Consider the following 17,740-nt stretch of genomic DNA (forward strand, 5'->3'; position numbering starts at 1 on the left):
TGCCTCTGGATTAATAGAGGTGCCCTTAAGGTTAACTCGGCGCAGTCATCGGGCGGTGTGACCTTAGGGTCGGCTGATTCGCGTGCGAGCTCGAAGGCAATACTTTTGGTAATAGGTCGCCGCCGTATCGAATACCAGTTTCTTACTGGCCATTACAAAGTGACTGCAACCGTGCTAATTCCTCGGGCAAAGAATTATCGGGCAGGGTTTCACCGGCGCGGCGATACCAGTAAGCGGCGTTGGGCATATCGCCCTCTTCGCGATGCAGGTAGGCGTGTATCAGGCAGGAAAGTTTGTCCCCTTCATCTTGAACCAGTCGATGAGCTTGGTCCCATTTACCCGCTTCGATAAACGCCAGGGCTTTACGGTGCATGTTTAAATTCATCCAGGTATTGGTTAGCGATACGCAGTCTCTCGCGCTGAACCTCAGCAAAAGAGTCGGCGGAGACGTTAATGGCAAAATAGTGCCTCCCATCGCTATTGTCCAGCCACCCGACGTACCAACCCAAGGCTTGGGATTGCTCGATATACCCAGCCCCTGTCTTGGCGTACAGCTGATAACCCGGCGCCGACTCAACCAGCATTATGTGGCTAAGAGTATCGAGCGCAGATTTTGACACTGGCCCGGGGTTGGCAAACAAACGCCGCAAAAATTGAATTTGCTCTTGCGCAGAAATCTGCAAACTTCCGTTTAGCCAAAAACCATCAACCCCTGAACTAATATCCCGGTTTCCGTAGTCGAAAATATCCACCCACGCCTGCATGCGCTTGGGGCCCACTTTACGGGACAGAGTTCGGTAAATAGGTACAGCGGAATGCTGCAGGGCCTGGGCCAAGGTCATAGGCGTTTGCTGCCACGAATCTGGCCACCAATCCTGCGGTGGATAATCATCCCGGCTGTAATCGAGCGGTTGGTCGGTGGAATCCACGACACCAGTCTCCAGCATAATCACCGTGTTGGGAATTTTATAAGTGGAGAAAGGCGAGTAGCGAGCCGAGGCGCGATCGATATTGTCAATCTGCGCCCGGCCCTCGGACTCGTGCCAGATAACCACCGTGCAGCGAGAGTCCACGCCGCAGGTTTTTTCACTTGCGCTAAACGCGGGCGAAGCTGCTACCAGTAAAGAACAAAACAGCCAATAAAGCTTCATTGCGCAGGCTCTTCATTGCGATCTGGCGACTGGTTACTTGCCGCAGCTTGAGAGCGACTGTACCAGTGCCACACCAAAGCGGCGGTTACGGCCAGCCCAAATATCGCTGCCAGTAATCCAAACAGAGTTGCCCCCGGGTACTGCGCATGCACCGCACTGTTTAAAGGCGCCAGGGCAAAATAAAACCCTACCGCCGCGAGAATCACGCCAAGCTCGCGATAGCGGGCAAGGTAGACGGCTCCGGCAACGAACCATACAACCACGAGGTTATGAATCACATCGGCGCTAAAGTGCCAACCCGACAGCGCTTGGGTGACAGCCCAAACAAGCGCCAGAACGGTAACCACCCCCAGCTGCCAGCGCCCGCGCAAGAAATGCCCGATGCCGATACACAGACTGATAAAAGGCAGTGCCATTAAAACGCTGTTAATAGACCCGACGATTGACGCCAGTGCCGGGTTACTGCTGGCCCACTGTCCCGTGTTAAGCACCGGAATATCCGGCACGGGCAGATAGCGCCACAACAGCTGATTGGCTCCCACTAACACACAGGCAACCGCTAACCCCCAGAGTAAGTCGCGGGTTATGTGACGCTGTGCGGGGCGGACATTAAAAATCGGCTGTAATACCACCAGCATAATCGCACCAAACAATACCGCGCCAATACCCACGCCAATCCACATGCCCCACCACTGCCCTTGCAGCGATATGGTGGTCTGAAAACCCAGTATGGTTTGGTGTCGCCAGAAGAAAGTATTTAAGAAAAACACCAAAGCCAGCGCCGTACACCAAAATAACGGCGCCTTGAATAAAAACGTCCCCCTATTAGGCCGGCGGTAGAAAAACCCGAATAGCGCCAGAATAATCAGGGCGACTGCGCAGACCACACTAACGACTTTCCAGGGCGTTTTGGCGGCGGATTTTTGCGCCGTTTCGCGCTGATGGGCCTCGGGCACATGAACGCCCCGAGCCTGCCCCACAAGCTGGTCGCCCGCGTACTTAAGCCAGATTTGGGCGTAAGCATCGTCGTGGGCAAACGCCTCGCGGTCGGCAAAGGTAATGGTCCAGTCGGTGCGTGATTCACGCTCGCTTTGCTGGGCCGAGATTAGCTCTAACTGATCGGGGTGGGTCCAGCCCAAGCTCTGAATACGCTGCCGGGCCAGCTGCAGCACTTCGGGCTGACTTAGCGAGGCCCCCGTAGCCGCTTCGGGCAGCTCGTGGGACACAAAAATGACCTCGGCGGCGGGGGTCATCCACACCGTCCAGCTTTCCTGACGCTGCTCGACCGGGCCGCTGAATTTGCGATAAGTCACCGCCCAATTGGGCTGCTCCAGGTAGCGCCCCAGAAGCTGATGAAATTCCGGTCGGCCCTGCTCGGCATCCGAGGCTTCGTACCACACATAGCGCTTGGCCTCGTGGCCGCCGTCTTCGATTCTCGCGGCCCGCAACCAACCCGCCTGCTCTGTTACGCCTTGTTCGGCCATTACCTGATCGGCGCGCTCCAGTACCGATACGCGATCGGCGGTAAAAGGCGTTAGTGGTGATGGGCGCTGCACCAATATCGCCGCTGCCATTAACACCACACCCACCGCCAAAAGCCCCCAGGCATAGTGCTGGGGAAAATGCCACGCCCTGCCCGTGCTTGCTTGAGAAATTTCGGGATGAACGCGTGCCGCTGGGCGGGGTTCATCGGCTTGAAAATGGTTGTAGGCGGCATCCGGCAACCTCTGCCAGGCGCCCGCTTTGACTCTGCCCCACAGGCAAAATCCCAAAGGCAGTAAACCCGCAGCAATCACCAACAGCCGATCCAGCCACAGCCCCTCGCCCTGGGCGACAAACAATGGGCTGCTCATTAGTACCAAGTCGTAGAGAAAGTGCGCGGCGATACAGGGAATCAAGCCAAAGCGTAAAAACACCAGACCAAACACCAGGGCGGGAATAAATAACTCCACTAAGCGACTGTAGCCCGGCAGCTGCGGATAGTTGGCGTGGGCCCCGGCAAACACCACCGCCTGCAACACCAAAGTTATGGCCACAAAAAGCTTAACCCTACCAAAGTGGCGCCCCAGCAGCACCGCACCGGATAACGGAATGGCGCGGAACAGACACTCTTCCCAGGTGCCGGCGCTTAACGCCTGAAAAATCGGCGGCAAAGCGGGACGCCAATTGGCCAGTACATTGGGATCGGCGCCTATCTCCCGGGGGCTCCAGCCACCCAGCGCCTGCATCAGCATAATAAAACCCACGGCGTACAAGAGGAAAAAGCCCGTCCAGATATAGCCGCCGCCGACTCGACCTAAAATTTGGTAAGACGACGCACTGCCGACTTTAAAAGCCGAGAACAACCGAGGCTGGTTGGCAAACGCCTGTCGAGTCAAACCCTCGGCCACGGCAAACAAGGTGGCCAACATGGCCAGTGATGCCACAAAGCCAATACCGACATCGAGAAAAATCTTTTGCAAAAAATTGGCGGCCGTATCGGTGGTGGCATAGCCCATCCACATAAGCGGCAGCCCCGAGAGGTGAGCTGCGGCGCCCCCGGCCGCGACCACCAGCGCTAACTTGGCGCCCGCCCACCACTTAAGTTGATGCTTGCGCACCAACCAAATGGCGCCGGGAATTAAACCACCGACAACCAAAAACAGCACCATCGACAACGACGAAAACTGCGAAATTAGCTGGTTCAGCTCGCGCATTTTTGCAAAGCGCAAGTTAAACGCCTCGGGTATGTGATTGTAGGGATGAACCCGCACCAGGGTATCGCCTTTGACTTCTAGCTCGATACGCGGATGCGCCTCGCCCACCACCAGCGATGAGTGCTTGTAGGTAAAGGTGTAATCGACCCGGCCGTTAGGCTGGGTTGAGCTGTCCATCTCAAGCGGCTGATATTGATCGAAACGACTGCCCAAAAACTCGCGCGCCTGGTTCTGCGCCAAGGCGCGCGCTACCTCCTCCTCTAACGCCGCGCCTTCTACGTGTTGCGGCATTTCATAGCGAAAGCTTAAGGGCTCGCCTGTGGGCGTAAACGAGGCCCGAAACTCTTCCTGCTGGCCGGGTTTAAACAGCCGCGCATTCCAGGCGTAAGGGGCAAAATTAGGGTTATGGAGAATCGAGCGAAAGGCCTCTAAACCACCGCCTTCTAGCTCGACATAGTTCTGCAAATGGCGGTCGCGTCCGAAATCACTCGCCTGACGGGTCACCTCGAGCGAGGGAAAACGATTGGCCCGAAGTGTTTCGGTCGCAGAAACGGCCTGGGACTGAGAAAAGGAAATATCCACATCCAGTGCCGGCACCTGCTTGGCCAAGAACGCAATCGCACCCACAGCGCCAGCCAGCGATAGTAACAGGCCCAGCATCCACACCTTGGGTGAATATAAAAATCCGTTTGCGTCATCCTTAAACATAGCGTCCTCGCGTTGTCTTTTTTATTTTCTATTATCCAAAGCGGCAATCTAATGCGCCGCGCGTGATTTTACGTGCTCGGGACGGGGTTAACAATATACGGGGTCGGGCAGAGTGCCCCTGTTCGAGCCGCGTCGCGCTTACAGCCCCTCTTTTTTCGCCCGCTCCCAAAGATCGTCCATATCCGCCAGCGACAGCGCGTCAACTGAAATGGGCGCATGCCCTTCGATGTAGCGAAAGCGCCGTTCAAACTTCTGATTGGCCAAACGCAGAGAGCGCTCCGGATCTTGTTTTAATGTGCGGCTGATATTAACCACTGCAAACAGCAGGTCGCCTATTTCTGCCTCGACTTCGTTCATATCGCCGCTGGCCAGCGCTTGCTCCACTTCTTGCAACTCCTCGCGCACCTTAGCGATCGGGCCCTGCACATCGTCCCAGTCAAAACCCGTGCGAGCCGCGCGTTTTTGCAATTTAGCCGCCCGCGTTAACGCGGGCAGATTAAGCGGTACATCATCCAAAGTACCGCGCACGCCCTTGGCCTCACGCTCTTCTTGTTTGATATCTTCCCAGCGCTGTTTAATGGCTGTTTCATCGGCGGGCTGATCGCCATAGCGCTCGCGCAAATTTTCGCTGGGAAACACATGCGGGTGGCGCCGCACCAGCTTGCTCACCAAGGTGTCCACCACCTCGTGAAAATCAAAGCGCTTTTGTTCGGCGCCAAACTGGCTGTAAAAAATCACCTGAAACAATAAATCACCCAACTCTTCTTTCAGGTGATCCAAATCGCCGCGCTCAATCGCATCCGCCACCTCGTAGGCCTCTTCAATCGTCGAGGGCACAATCGTCTCGTAGGTTTGCTTTACATCCCAGGGGCAACCATCCACCGGATCGCGTAGGCGTTGCATGAGGTAGATTAAGTCGTTGAGGGTGTAGGTTGGAGTGGGCATGGATTGGTATCCTGTTTTTGGGGAACGTCGGATGTCGGACGTCTGAGGTCAGACGCAAAAGCCTGAAGATTGGCACAACTGAGACGTCAGACGTCAGGCATCAGACGTCTGACTTTAATTACAACTTCCTCCGGGCCGACGCAATATTCGGCAATTGATTTAACCGCGTTAAAACCCGGCTCAACTCATCAAAGCCGCGAATCTCGACGGTGATTAACATATCCACCGAGTTTTTCTGTTTGTCCGATAGGGTTTGCATGGCGCTGATGTTGATGCGCTCGTGATCCAGCAGTGAGGTAATGTCGCGCAGCAGGCCGGAGCGGTCGTAGGCTTCGATCATGACGTCCACTGAGTAGCTGCTTTGCGGTTTGTGGCCCCAATCGACTTTGATAATGCGCTCGGGTTCGTCGGATTGCAGCTGGAGAATATTGCTGCAATCGGCGCGGTGAATGGATACGCCGCGCCCCAGGGTGATGTAGCCGGTAATGGCATCGCCGGGTACCGGGTTACAGCAGCTGGCGATTTGAGTGAGCAGGTTGCCCACGCCTTCAATGTACACATCCGAGTCTTTTTTGCGCTTGGGCGAGCGAGCTTTAAACGGAATAACCGGCTCTTTGGGTTGCTCTTTATCCACAAGCCTCTGGGCGGCGTTTAGCACCTGGCCCACACCGATATCGCTGGCGCCCACGGCCGCGTACAGATCGTCCAGGGTCTGCATATTGAGCTTTTTCGCCAGCGCTTCAAAGTCTAAATCCAGCAGCGCCAGGCGTTTAAATTCACGATCCAGCAGCGCCTGCCCCTCGGCGATATTGTCGTCGCGGGCCTGCACCTTAAACCAGTGCTGCACCTTGGCGCGGGCGCGGGCGGTGTTGACGTAGCCGAGCGCCGGCGATAACCAGTCGCGGCTGGGCGCTTCGCGCTTGCCGGTTAGAATTTCTACCTGATCGGCGGTATTCAGGTGGTAGTTAAGCGGCACAATGCGCCCGTTCACCTTGGCGCCGCGACAGCGGTGGCCAACATCGGTATGAATGCGGTAGGCAAAATCCAAGGGCGTGGCGGTTTTAGGTAAATCCACCACATGTCCTTCCGGGGTAAACACGTAGATGCGATCTTGATCAAAGGCTTTAAGATCGTTTTGCAGCTGTTCGCTGTCGCCGCCCAGCTCGTCGTGCCATTCAAGCACCTGGCGCAGCCAGGATATTTTCTGCTCGTAGCCGTCTTGGACGGCATCTGTGTCGGTGCCCTTGTAGCGCCAATGGGCACATACGCCCAGCTCGGCTTCGTCGTGCATGGCGTAAGTGCGCACCTGAATTTCCAGCACTTTATTGTCCGGGCCGATCACCGCCGTGTGGAGCGAACGGTAGCCGTTCTCTTTGGGCGAGGCGATATAGTCATCAAACTCGTGGGGGATATTGCGCCACAGGCTGTGCACAATACCCAGCACGGTATAGCAATCGCGCACGCTGGGCACCAGAATACGTACGGCGCGAATATCGTACACCTGGGAAAAGCCGATACCCTTTCTGCGCATTTTGCGCCAGATACTGTAAATGTGTTTGGCCCGACCATTTACCTCGCCGTCAATATGGGCGGTTTTTAGCTCACTGCGCAACAGCTCAAGCACATTGTCGATGTACTCCTGCCGGGCGATGCGGCGCTCATCCAATAGTGAGGCGATGCGCTTGTAATCGGCGGGCTCCAGATAGCGAAAAGAGAGGTCTTCCAGCTCCCATTTGATATGCCCGATACCCAAGCGGTGGGCCAGGGGTGCGTATACATCGGAGACTTCGCGCGACACCTGACGGCGGCGCGCGGGGCTGGCAGTTTTGACGGCCCGAATGGCGCAAGTGCGCTCGGCCAGCTTAACCAGGGCGACGCGAACATCGTCCACCATCGCCACCAGCATTTTGCGGATATTGTCGGCCTGCTCTTCGGATTGCTTGCCAAAGACTTTCTCGTCGGATTCGTTGCGCTGATAGCTGATGGCCGCCATGCGCAGCACACCTTTGATGAGCTTGGCCACGGTTTCGCCAAACTGGGCCTCGACGCCGGTGAGAGCGAGCTTGCCTTCACGCACGGCGCGATAGAGTACGGCCGCCACCAAGGTGTCCTGGTCGAGCTGTAAATCGGCGAGAATTTCGGCCATTTCCAGGCCAATGCGAAAGCAGCTGGTTCCCTCGCCCCAGCTGTGGGGGTCGGTGCTGGGCAGAATATCCACGCTCTGGCAGAGTTCGCAGGCGCGCTTTACTTCGGCGAGGGTGGCAGAGCTTTGCTGCTCAATCCCTTCCAGGCGCTGCAACCAGGCATCGATATCGACACTGCCGTCTGCGGCAATGGGGTGATCTTGGCGGACTTTGACCATAGTGTTTTCGCTTGCACTGCGTGTGGCGCTGATTTTTTGTTATACCCTGGCGGGCATCCGTAACGCGCGTAAGACACGCATAAACGACAAAAGTTCTCAGGCGCCGAACTCCTTTGAGGCGGCTATGGTAGTCATTTGCGGGGGTTAATCAAGCCCGCCGACGGTGCGACGGGCTAATTTCCAACGGATGTTAACAGGCACTTACCTCTATTGCCTTACCCGCCGTGTGCTTTTGCACCTGAACAAACGAGAAACGCAAATCCAGCTGCCCGGCCGTTACCAGAGTGAAAGGCTCGAGCACCCGGTAAAAGAACTCCTCGGGGGGCAACACCAGACCGAAATCCGAGCCTACATCGGGGAACAGGTGCAGGGGCACAATCACTCGGCTCCAACCCTGCCCGACCAAGGCGGCGATGGTATCGGTGATATCCAAATCGGAGTTGCTGTTGGGGCCGCAGCCCAGGCGCAGCACCACCGCATCGGTGGGGGCCAGGTCGACTTTCAGCTCAAAAACCAGGGCGCCGTCGTTTTCCAAGTAATCCACCATTACCTGACGGTCGCGGGTGGACAGGGCCACCATGCCCTCACCGGCACCATTCCAGAGGGCGCGGCGAGCGTCCTCCTGTACATGGCGATCCACGCAACTGACGGTAATACTGGTGGTCTCGGCGCTGTTGCCGCTTAAGGCGGTGCGGTCGTTTTTGCAGCCCTCAAGCACAATGCTAAACGGCTCGACCGGGCGCATATTAAACACCTGCATTTCATCGCTGGCTTCAAAGCTTGCGTCATACTCCTCCGGCAAATCGTCGCCCAGAGTATCGCTCTCGCCATAGGCCAAACCATAGCCGTAGGGGAACAGCGGGTCGTAGTCGGCGTCGCCCACGTTGAGCGGCCCCTGATCTGGGGTACGCGGCCACGAAAAAGTCAGCTTGCCTTTAATGGGGTGCGCCGCCTTGCCTTCGGCGTTGGTGAACAGAACATCGCCCACACCAGCGCCTTCGGTGCCCGGCTGCCAGATCACCACAAACGCGTCCGAGGCGTTCAGTTCGCGATTGACCCACAGCGGCCGGCCGGTCATAAACAGCGATACCACCGGAATACCCTCGGCCTGAAGCTTTTTCAGCAAAGCCCAGTCGCGCCCGGCGGATTCTTTGTACAGCAGGTTTTGCACATCGCCCTGCATCTCGGCGTAAGGCCCCTCGCCCCACACCACAATGGCGACATCCGGCTTAACACTGTAGTTGCCGTCTTCTTTTACCTCGAGGCTGCCCCCCGCGCCATCTACCGCATCGCGAATGCCGTCCAGCACACTGGTCGAGCCCGGAAAATCGTCTCGGGTAGTACCTGTACCCTGCCAAGTCACGGACCAACCGCCCGCCTGTTTGGACAAGTTATCGGCGCCGTCGCCCGCCACCAGTACTTTTTGCTGGGGGTTTAAAGGCAACACATTGTTCTTGTTTTTCAGCATCACCAGCGATTCTCGCACCGCCTGGCGCGCCACCGCGCGGTGCTCGGGCGAGCCGATTATTTCATCGCGACCGGCTAATGGACGCTGGGAAGGTTTTTCGCGCTCGAATAAACCGGCGCGCAGCTTAACCCGCAAAATACGGCGCACCGCATCGTCGGCGCGCTCTGAGGAAATGATGCCGCTGTTAATTTGCTCCACGGTATTTTGGAACAGCACTTTCCAGTCCGGGTCCGGCACCATAAAAATATCCAGGCCGGCGTTAATGGCCTGAGGACAATCCAATACGCTGGCGCCTTCAATAAAGCCGTGGCCATTCCAGTCGCCCACCACCAGGCCGTCGAAACCCATGGTGTCTTTTAATACGGTGGTTAACAAATGCTTGTGGCCGTGCAGCTTTTCGCCGTGCCAGCTGTTGAACGAAGCCATCACGCTCTGCACACCTGCCTCAATAGCGCTGATATAACCGGCGCCGTGAATGTCGCAAAGCACTTGCTCGTCATCGACACAGTCGCCGCGATCAATACCGTTGATGGTGCCGCCGTCGCCAATAAAATGTTTGGCCGTCGCGATCACATGCTCGGTATTTAAAAACTCGCTGCTATCGCCCGCGCCCTGCAGACCCTCGACCATTTTGGCGGCGTAGTCGCGCACAATTTGCGGGTCTTCGGAGTAGGATTCGTAGGTGCGGCCCCAGCGGTCATCGCGCACTACCGCGACGGTGGGAGAAAAGTCCCAGTCAATACCAATGGCGGCAATTTCGCGCGCCGTGACTTCACCAATCTGGCGAATCAACTCGGGGTTGCCAGTCGCACCCAGCGCAATATTGTGGGGAAACAAGGTCGCGCCCACCACATTACCGACACCGTGCACGGCATCGGTGCCCCACATCATGGGCACATAGACTTTGCCATCGGCGCAATCGGCGGCCGCTTCGAAGAAACTATCGGCTAACGCTACCCAATCGGATGCTTTGGCATAGCGATCATTGTTGGGCACAGAGCCGCCGCCATTTAATACCGAACCTATGTGGTAGTCTTTAATATCCTGAGGCGTTACCTCTTTGATCTCAGGCTGAATCATCTGCCCAACTTTTTCCTCTACGCTCATTTGCGCAAGGATTGCTTCAACTTTCTCTTCTATAGCGGGGTCGGGCGCAACCACACTGGTGACTTTGGGCCAAGGCACAATTTACCTCCGAAGGTGTCTGTCAGGGTTTTGTCGTCGCTATATTTATCGTTGGGCATTTTTATAAGGTAAGCGCCTAAATATCAGGCGTAAGCATAGCGAATTGCGGCGCAAACTACACCATTATTGACAGCGCTGTCAATTCAAACTAGACTGCCAGGCCTTTTGTATCGATAACATGGCCATTGCTGGGCAATTTGCTGTCGTATAAGTAATATATAACGCTAAATCTGCGCGAGGAGAAGCACCCCCATGAGTATTATTCTGGTTGCCGATATCGGCGGCACCAATGGCCGCTTTGGCCTGGTTAACGCCTGCAGTCACACCAAGGGCTATAACGCCGAACAACAAATCAGCTTGCCCAGCGCTAATTACGCCACTCTTGCCGACATGATTCGCGATTATGTCAAACAGGCGGGTGTACCTATGCCCAAGTTTGCCTGTTTGGCTATCGCCGGCCCCATTCAAGACGGCCACGTCAAGGTCACCAACCTCAACTGGGAATTCTCCATCTCGCGTTTGCGCGACGAGCTGAACATGCAGGCGCTGGATGTGATTAACGATTACTCCGCCCTCGCCTACGCCGCCCCGCACCTACAAGCGCAAGACATCGCCACCTTGTACGATACCGAGGCCAACCCCTACGCCCCGATTGGCGTTATGGGCCCGGGAACCGGTTTTGGTGCCGCGCTGCTCGCCCCGATTTCTACCGGCTGGAAAATCATCCCCACCGAAGGCGGCCACTGCAGCTTTGCCCCCACCACCGATACCGAAATTGGTATTTTGCAAGAGATGCGCAAACAGCACGAGCATGTTTCCATCGAGCATTTGCTTTCAGGCCAAGGCTTAGTGTCTATTTATAAATCGCTCGCCGCCCTTAAGGGCGTAGACGCGGAAGATCTCTCCCCGGCCGACGTGAGTGAGCGCGGCATTAAACACAAAGAGGCATTGTGCGAAGAAGCGGTGCAAACCTTCTGCGCTATTTTAGGCGGCGTTGCCGGCGACAAAGCCTTAAGCTGGGGTGCCATGGGGGGTATTTATTTGGGCGGCGGTATTGTGCCTAAAATTGCCCACTACTTACCGCAAACCGATTTTATAAAACGCTACTTAAACAAAGGCGTTATGCGCGGCTATGTGGAAGATATTCCTGTGCATATGGTCACCAATGACAAGGCGGCATTAATTGGCACAGCGGCCTGGTTAGTGGATACCACCCAGGCACTGCAATCGTAATTCTTCCCGCCCGGAATTCTCCGGGCGGCCTTTCTGGCACCGCTTTCCACAAAAATCCGTTTATTAAAACCTTTTACGCCTTTCGCCCCTTTTTTATTAAAAAACGGCATAGATACCCGCTTGCCTCAAACCCAAGCTCTACTAAGATTTTAATGCCACGTTGAAAATACCGACGTCATTAAAGGAATATAGGGTTTTGGCAAAACGCATTGCATGTTTAAGCACATTGGTGCCGCCCGATGGCGGTAAGAGTTACTCCGAACAGGTGTTTGAAATTTTCGACGCCGCACGCCGCTACAACAAAGAACACGCCATTGTGGGTGTGTTTATTGTTTATCAAGACACTCTGCTAAACATTTTTGAGGGCGCTGGCAACGAATTAGCCCAGGTCATTTATCGCAGTAACCGGGACCCACGCATCCAGCAGTTTAGCGTTATCGTTAACCAGGACATAAGCGAGACAAAATTTACCCGCTGGAACTTAAAACTGATTCACGATAACTGCGAAGCCCACCGCGACTACCTAACAAAAGTACACCGCCTTTTAGAGCAAAAACTAAAACTCGGCTCCCCGCTTGATCGTCTGCGCTACGAAAAATTGATGTCCTTGCAGCGCGAGGAGAAACCCCCGGTTATGAATGACAGTGCCGCACCGGTATTTACCAACTCACTGCTCTCGATGAAGTCGTGGCCCCGCCCCACCGCCCTGAGAATGGATGCGGGGCTAATGAAAATATGCCCATTGTTGATTCACAAAACCGTCGCCTACGACCGACTTAAAGGGCTTAACTTATTTTCCCAAAATGACGAGCTGGATCGGCGCTTATTGCAGCTACACAACGTCAATGCTTTGCAGATTACCCCCCAAGCTCAAGCCACACCCGCTCGCCCCATCCAAACCGCGGTAAGACCGGCGGCCAAAAACCAGCATTCATTTAGCCAGGCACTGCGCCATTTTATTGCCCAGCGCCGAGCCAAAGGTGGGAGTAAATCATGACCGGGATCTACCAAAAGCTCGCCATTGTCGGGGAGGTAGGCGCGGGTAAAACCCAACTGATTCACACCATCAGCGAAATTTCGCCCTTTATGACCGAGGCCAAATCCAGTGTGGATATTGGCAAAGAGTTTACCACTGTGGGTATTGACTATGGCCGGCTTGCATTAACCCCAGACATTGCGTTGGGGCTATACGGTCTGCCGGGGCAAAAACGCTTTAGCCTGTTGTGGGATATGGTGAACACCGAACTCTGGGGGCTGCTGCTGTTAGTCAAATACAACGACGAGCTAAACGTTAAATCCATCGCCGAAATACTGGAACACTTTCGCCCCGCCGAAACCGGTGTGCCAGTCGTCGTGGGATTAAGCCATGCGGATTTGGCCGAAGACGACGAACAGCTCAACTTGTTTTTAGACATCCTCCAGTTCGCTTTAGACGAATTCAGCTTAACGGCACCGGTGGTCTGTGTGGATACCCGGGATGCGGAATCGTCTCTGGGACTGTTGCAGTTATTCGATGCCTTAAACCAACCGGATTTAGACCTCTCGCAGGAAGAACACAATGTCGTTTAACCCCGAACACTCCGAACAGCTTTCGCGACTGATGAATCGCTACGCCGAGAACGATGCTATTGAGGTTATCTCGCTGGCAACCACAGACGGCTTCCCGGTACAAACCTTCAACCGCGCTAACCACAGTATTGAGCAAGACAGCCTGGCCGCCGCGGCCAGCACACTGCATTCGGTTAGCAACGCGGTTACCCGACAAATTTTGGCCAAACGCTTCAAAGTAACGTTTATTGAAGCAGAACAAGGCAATGTAGCCTTCGTGGATTTAGAGCTAGAGGGTGACAACTATGTGTTGGTTATGTCCGCGACCCAAACACTCAACATTGCCAGCCTAAGGTTGCTAATTACCCGAATGGCCAAAGAAATTCACCAGCTGTCTAACAAACCCGACATTGCCTCGGTTTAGGCAATTTTGTTCTTGTACAGGAGAAAACAATGAGCAATTTAAAAGAAGTCACTAACGGCTTAATGGAAATAGACGGCGCCCTCGGTTGCGCCATTGTGGACTTTACTACAGGCATGCTGCTGGCATCGGAAGGCTCTGGGGTTGATCTGGAACTTGCTGCGGCCGGTAACAGTGAGGTGGTAAAAGCCAAACTTAAAACCATGAAAAGTTTGGGAATCGACGGCGGGATTGAAGACATTCTCATCACCCTGGACACCCAGCTGCATATTATCCGACCCAGTACTTCCAACGAGGGACTGTTTATTTATCTGGTGCTGGATAAAAAGAACTCTAATCTGGCGCTGGCGCGCCGCAAAACCAACGACCTGGAAAAAGCGTTAAAACAGGTTTAACGCCTGACGCCGGTGTCGCTTAGCGCCACCGGCTCTTTGCCTTCGCGACTTTCACACAACTTACAGTCAAGTTTATACCCCCACATCGCCGCTCGCCCCATTTCGGTGGTCACCCAATGGCGCACTACCCAGGGCGGTTTGTGCCGCACGTGCTGATTGTGGCCACAGGTCAGCTCGGCCACCCAGTGGTCTTCAGCGTCTTTGTGGTACCCCACTATGGCTTGCTTCATCTGGTAAACTTAGCGCTCTTTTCGTATCCGAATACCCTATGTTACTACTGAATAGAATTCCCGCCATCGGCGTTTTAACCTTGGTTACCGTAATCTGGGCGTTTAGCTTTTCGCTTATCGGAGTGTATTTAAGCGGCCAGGTCGACAGCTACCTGGCCGTGCTTATTCGAGTGGGCCTGGCACTGGCGGTATTCCTACCCTTTTTTCGCCCCAAGCAAACACCTTTTAAAACCCTGGCCGCGCTTACGGGCATAGGCGCCGTTCAGGTGGGGGTTACCTATCAGTTTTTGTACCACGCGTTTAGCTATATCAGCGTCGCCGAGGTGCTGCTGTTTACCATATTTACCCCGCTGTGGATCACATTAATCGACGAGCTAATACTGCGCCGGCAGCACCTGCCCGCGCGCTGGTGGCTGGGCTCGGCCATTGCCGTGGCAGGGGCTGCGGTTATTCGCTATCAGGGTATCGGCAGCGATGCACTGACCGGCTTTTTACTGATTCAGGCCGCCAATCTGTGCTTTGCCGCCGGGCAGGTGGGATACAAGCGTCTCGACCTGGGCAACGCCATCAATCAGGCTCACACTTTTGCCTGCTTCTTTTTGGGGGCCACCTTGGTCTCAGCCCTGGGTGTGGCTCTGTTTACCGACTGGAGCAAAGTGCCCAGCAACGCCACTCACTGGGGCGTACTGATGTGGCTGGGTTTGGGGGCCTCGGGTTTTGGCTATCTCGCCTGGGCCATGGCCAGCAAGCGAGTTAATACCGGTCAGCTGGCCACCATGAACAACCTGCTTATTCCAACCGGCATATTGGTGAACGTGCTGTTTTGGAGCCGCGACGCCGACTGGCCGCGCCTGATACTGGGCGGCGCGCTGATTGGGCTCTCGGTTTGGGTTTGCTCTGGTCGACGTAGCGAAAAGCTTCGCCGCGCATAGAGACCTCTTTCTCCTCATTGTCTTAACAACTAAACTACCCGCTTTATTCACTTATTATTTGAAACCGCGAAGCATCAAAAAGGGCGTTTGCACTATAGCTGCACCAAACGCCCTTTGGGCAGGGTTATTCGTCGCCGAAATAACTGTGTACGGTGTAGTCGATATCGTTGGAATTGGCGCTGTGAACGGTGAAGCGCGCGGTTTTGTAGCGGTATTCTTTATCGGGTTGATAGTCAAAGCTGAATTCTTGGGTGAAGGCGCTGCGGATGGTTCGGTTAAAATATTCTTTATAAACGAAATTTAACTGTCCGCCTGACATTCCCAAGTAGGTGATTGTGCGCCCTTGGCCGTCAAACTCTAACAGGGTACCGTTTTCGCCGCCGGTCTCGTATACCAATTCTTCAACGGGCGCGGTTGCGATTTTTCCGGGCGTTGTGTCCGGGTACCAGTAAAGGCGGTAGGGCTCGAGTACATCGGTGCGGTTTATAGCAACGCCGCCTTTTGAGCCTCGCTGGCCAGTGTAATCTAGGTCTAGGTTTCTATCGAGCTCGTAATAATCGTAGTAGCTGTCTTTCCCCACTAGCGTGCCAACCCCAGGGCGAGCGGTGACGGTGTAGGGAACTGTGGTGGTCTTTGCTACTTTCGCGAGCTTTCGGGGGTTTTCACCCGATACGCTCGCAGGCTCTTTCAAATAAATAAGAGGCCGCTGCTCCACTAGCCACGATGTAGCTATCATGTCGCCAGCGTGCGACTGTCTTCTGGCGGGTGGCTGAGACACTTTTTCTGGGGTGGCATACCTGAATGGGCCTTGGGTACCATCTACCTCCCAGGTGGTATGGCAGCCAGCCAATAGAATTGACGCCAATAAAAATACAGATAGCTTGCGCATTCCCGTGCTCCATGTTTTGTAGTTTGTCGCAGATTATCACTTTGCAGAGCACAAAAAAATGGCGTCCCTTTCGGGGCGTAACACTACCTATTCGATAGCTACCAGTTCCGGGCTGTATTGTGACCAGCTGCGGTAGTCTCAGTTGGCGGAGCTGTCGCTGTTATTCGAGCGCTCACTTTTATCGGCCCAGCTGCTGTCTTCTGTGCCTGCTATTTGGTCGCAGCCGACATTAACCTAGTTGTCGGTGTAGCTGCGGTCCATTTCGCCGACGGCGCCCACGCCCGGGCAACCGGCTCTTTGATAAACGACTTGTTCTGGGAGTAAACTACCCGCCCTTTACGCTTGATACGAATTTGAACAACCCAGCGAACAATCCCCGACTGCTCGCGCCGCTGAATAGACGCCATGCCCCCCGGTGCAAATACGCAAAATTTGTTTGCACTATGTTAGCACCGAGAGCGCAAAACACCCTAAAGAACCCCAAAATACGGCAAAATACCCACTGTGAATACAGACAGTAAAAAAACCCACAGCCCAGTAAACACGGGCATTACACTAAACAGACGCTTCACCGCCGCCCCGATGATGGACTGGAGTGATCGCCATTGTCGGTATTTTTGGCGCCTGCTGAGTAAAAACGCGGTGCTGTACACCGAGATGGTCACCACCGGTGCGTTGCAGTTCGGTGACCGGGAGCGCTTTTTGCGCTTTGATCCGGCCGAGCAGCCGGTAGCGCTGCAACTGGGCGGATCGGACGCCCAGGCGCTGGCCGAGTGTGCCGAATGGGCCGAGCAATGGGGCTATAACGAGGTCAACCTGAACTGCGGCTGTCCGTCGGATCGGGTGCAAAGTGGCCGCATTGGCGCCTGTTTGATGGCCGAGCCCGAGCTGGTGCGCGATTGCATGGGCGCCATGACCGAACGGGTCAAGATTCCCGTTACCGTAAAACACCGTATCGGCATCGACGATATGGACGACTACGACGGTTTAATGAATTTTGTCGATACGGTCGCCCAGAGCGGCTGCACGACCTTTATTGTGCATGCCCGCAAGGCCTGGCTGCAGGGCTTAAGCCCCAAAGAAAATCGCGATGTGCCGCCGCTGGATTATGAGCTGGTGGCCCGTATAAAGCGCGAGCGGCCGGATTTAGAGATTATCATCAACGGTGGCATTAAAACCCTTGAGCAGTGCAATACCCTACTTCAGGACGTAGACGGCGTGATGCTGGGGCGGGAAATTTACGCCAACCCCATTTTACTCGCAGGGGTGGACCAAGCGCTTTACGGCGACACGGCGCCCGCTCCCAGCCGCTTGCAGGTCATGCAGGCCTTTATGCCCTATATGCAGGCGGAACTTGAGCGCGGCACGCGCCTCAACCAAATGACCCGACATATTTTGGGTTTGTATCAGGGTTTGCCCGGAGCACGGGCTTTTCGCCGCATAATCAGCGAAAATGCCCACAAGAAAGGTGCGGATTTAACAGTGGTTCAGCAGGCTCTGGCCGCCGTGGAGCCAGACGCAAACGCTTTGCCCCGCCCTCTTTAACGTTTACAATACCGCCTCTGAGGTTTTTGGGG

The 17,740-nt window shown here is 55.1% G+C and carries 15 protein-coding genes; 7 read left to right on the forward strand and 8 right to left on the reverse strand.

What is annotated here, in order from left to right; genetic code table 11:
• Nucleotides 1-142: 142 nt before the first annotated feature.
• The 6 genes from M6D89_RS06800 to M6D89_RS06825 all read right to left on the reverse strand — a co-directional run bounded on the left by M6D89_RS06800 (nt 143) and on the right by M6D89_RS06825 (nt 10,515).
• A complete protein-coding gene (locus tag M6D89_RS06800) occupies nt 143-373 on the reverse strand; it encodes a hypothetical protein (RefSeq protein ID WP_253967267.1) in 231 nt (76 codons plus the stop codon).
• Entirely contained in the window at nt 363-1,151 is a 789-nt protein-coding gene (locus M6D89_RS06805) for a penicillin-binding transpeptidase domain-containing protein (protein WP_253967268.1), read from the reverse strand. The genes M6D89_RS06800 and M6D89_RS06805 overlap by 11 nt, the downstream gene beginning before the upstream one ends.
• Nucleotides 1,148-4,555, reverse strand: coding sequence for a CPBP family intramembrane glutamic endopeptidase (locus M6D89_RS06810; RefSeq protein ID WP_253967269.1), 3,408 nt, complete (start codon nt 4,553-4,555; stop codon nt 1,148-1,150). Before M6D89_RS06810 ends, M6D89_RS06805 begins: the two co-directional genes overlap by 4 nt.
• A gap of 138 nt (nt 4,556-4,693) precedes the next feature.
• Nucleotides 4,694-5,500, reverse strand: coding sequence for a nucleoside triphosphate pyrophosphohydrolase (mazG, locus tag M6D89_RS06815; protein WP_253967270.1), 807 nt, complete (start codon nt 5,498-5,500; stop codon nt 4,694-4,696).
• Nucleotides 5,501-5,618: 118 nt separating this feature from the next.
• Nucleotides 5,619-7,862 (reverse strand): GTP diphosphokinase, encoded by a 2,244-nt coding sequence (relA, locus tag M6D89_RS06820; protein WP_253967271.1) that lies wholly within the window; start codon nt 7,860-7,862, stop codon nt 5,619-5,621.
• Nucleotides 7,863-8,052: 190 nt separating this feature from the next.
• The gene (locus M6D89_RS06825) at nt 8,053-10,515 is read right to left on the reverse strand and encodes a glycoside hydrolase family 3 protein (RefSeq protein WP_253967272.1); all 2,463 of its coding nucleotides are present in this window, start codon (nt 10,513-10,515) and stop codon (nt 8,053-8,055) included.
• Nucleotides 10,516-10,767: 252 nt separating this feature from the next.
• Between M6D89_RS06825 and glk the strand changes: the two genes are divergently transcribed.
• The 5 genes from glk to M6D89_RS06850 all read left to right on the forward strand — a co-directional run bounded on the left by glk (nt 10,768) and on the right by M6D89_RS06850 (nt 14,112).
• A complete protein-coding gene (glk, locus tag M6D89_RS06830; RefSeq protein ID WP_253967273.1) occupies nt 10,768-11,748 on the forward strand; it encodes a glucokinase in 981 nt (326 codons plus the stop codon).
• A 196-nt stretch (nt 11,749-11,944) separates the two neighbouring features.
• Nucleotides 11,945-12,745: a BLUF domain-containing protein gene (locus M6D89_RS06835; protein ID WP_253967274.1), complete on the forward strand. Its 801-nt coding sequence runs from the start codon at nt 11,945-11,947 to the stop codon at nt 12,743-12,745.
• The gene (locus M6D89_RS06840; RefSeq protein WP_253967275.1) at nt 12,742-13,317 is read left to right on the forward strand and encodes a GTP-binding protein; all 576 of its coding nucleotides are present in this window, start codon (nt 12,742-12,744) and stop codon (nt 13,315-13,317) included. The genes M6D89_RS06835 and M6D89_RS06840 overlap by 4 nt, the downstream gene beginning before the upstream one ends.
• On the forward strand, nt 13,307-13,720 hold the full coding sequence (locus M6D89_RS06845) for a roadblock/LC7 domain-containing protein (RefSeq protein ID WP_253967276.1): 414 nt from the start codon (nt 13,307-13,309) through the stop codon (nt 13,718-13,720). The genes M6D89_RS06840 and M6D89_RS06845 overlap by 11 nt, the downstream gene beginning before the upstream one ends.
• Nucleotides 13,721-13,749: 29 nt before the next feature.
• Nucleotides 13,750-14,112 (forward strand): hypothetical protein, encoded by a 363-nt coding sequence (locus M6D89_RS06850; protein WP_253967277.1) that lies wholly within the window; start codon nt 13,750-13,752, stop codon nt 14,110-14,112.
• On the opposite strand, the gene M6D89_RS06855 is transcribed toward M6D89_RS06850, so the two are convergent.
• Nucleotides 14,109-14,342, reverse strand: a complete 234-nt coding sequence (locus M6D89_RS06855) for a DUF3565 domain-containing protein (protein WP_253967278.1) — start codon at nt 14,340-14,342, stop codon at nt 14,109-14,111. The genes M6D89_RS06850 and M6D89_RS06855 overlap by 4 nt on opposite strands.
• A gap of 38 nt (nt 14,343-14,380) precedes the next feature.
• Here M6D89_RS06855 and M6D89_RS06860 point away from each other — a divergent pair, with 38 nt between their 5' ends.
• Nucleotides 14,381-15,274 carry an EamA family transporter gene (locus M6D89_RS06860; protein WP_253967279.1) on the forward strand — a complete coding sequence of 298 codons (894 nt, stop codon included), beginning with the start codon at nt 14,381-14,383 and terminating at the stop codon, nt 15,272-15,274.
• A gap of 124 nt (nt 15,275-15,398) precedes the next feature.
• Here M6D89_RS06860 and M6D89_RS06865 read toward each other — a convergent pair whose 3' ends face one another.
• Nucleotides 15,399-16,010, reverse strand: a complete 612-nt coding sequence (locus M6D89_RS06865; RefSeq protein WP_253967280.1) for a hypothetical protein — start codon at nt 16,008-16,010, stop codon at nt 15,399-15,401.
• 657 nt (nt 16,011-16,667) lie between these two features.
• Here M6D89_RS06865 and dusA point away from each other — a divergent pair.
• The gene (gene dusA / locus M6D89_RS06870; protein ID WP_336297538.1) at nt 16,668-17,708 is read left to right on the forward strand and encodes a tRNA dihydrouridine(20/20a) synthase DusA; all 1,041 of its coding nucleotides are present in this window, start codon (nt 16,668-16,670) and stop codon (nt 17,706-17,708) included.
• The last annotated feature ends 32 nt before the right edge of the window (nt 17,709-17,740 follow it).

This window comes from Gilvimarinus xylanilyticus (genome assembly GCF_024195295.1).
Taxonomy (GTDB): domain Bacteria; phylum Pseudomonadota; class Gammaproteobacteria; order Pseudomonadales; family Cellvibrionaceae; genus Gilvimarinus; species Gilvimarinus xylanilyticus.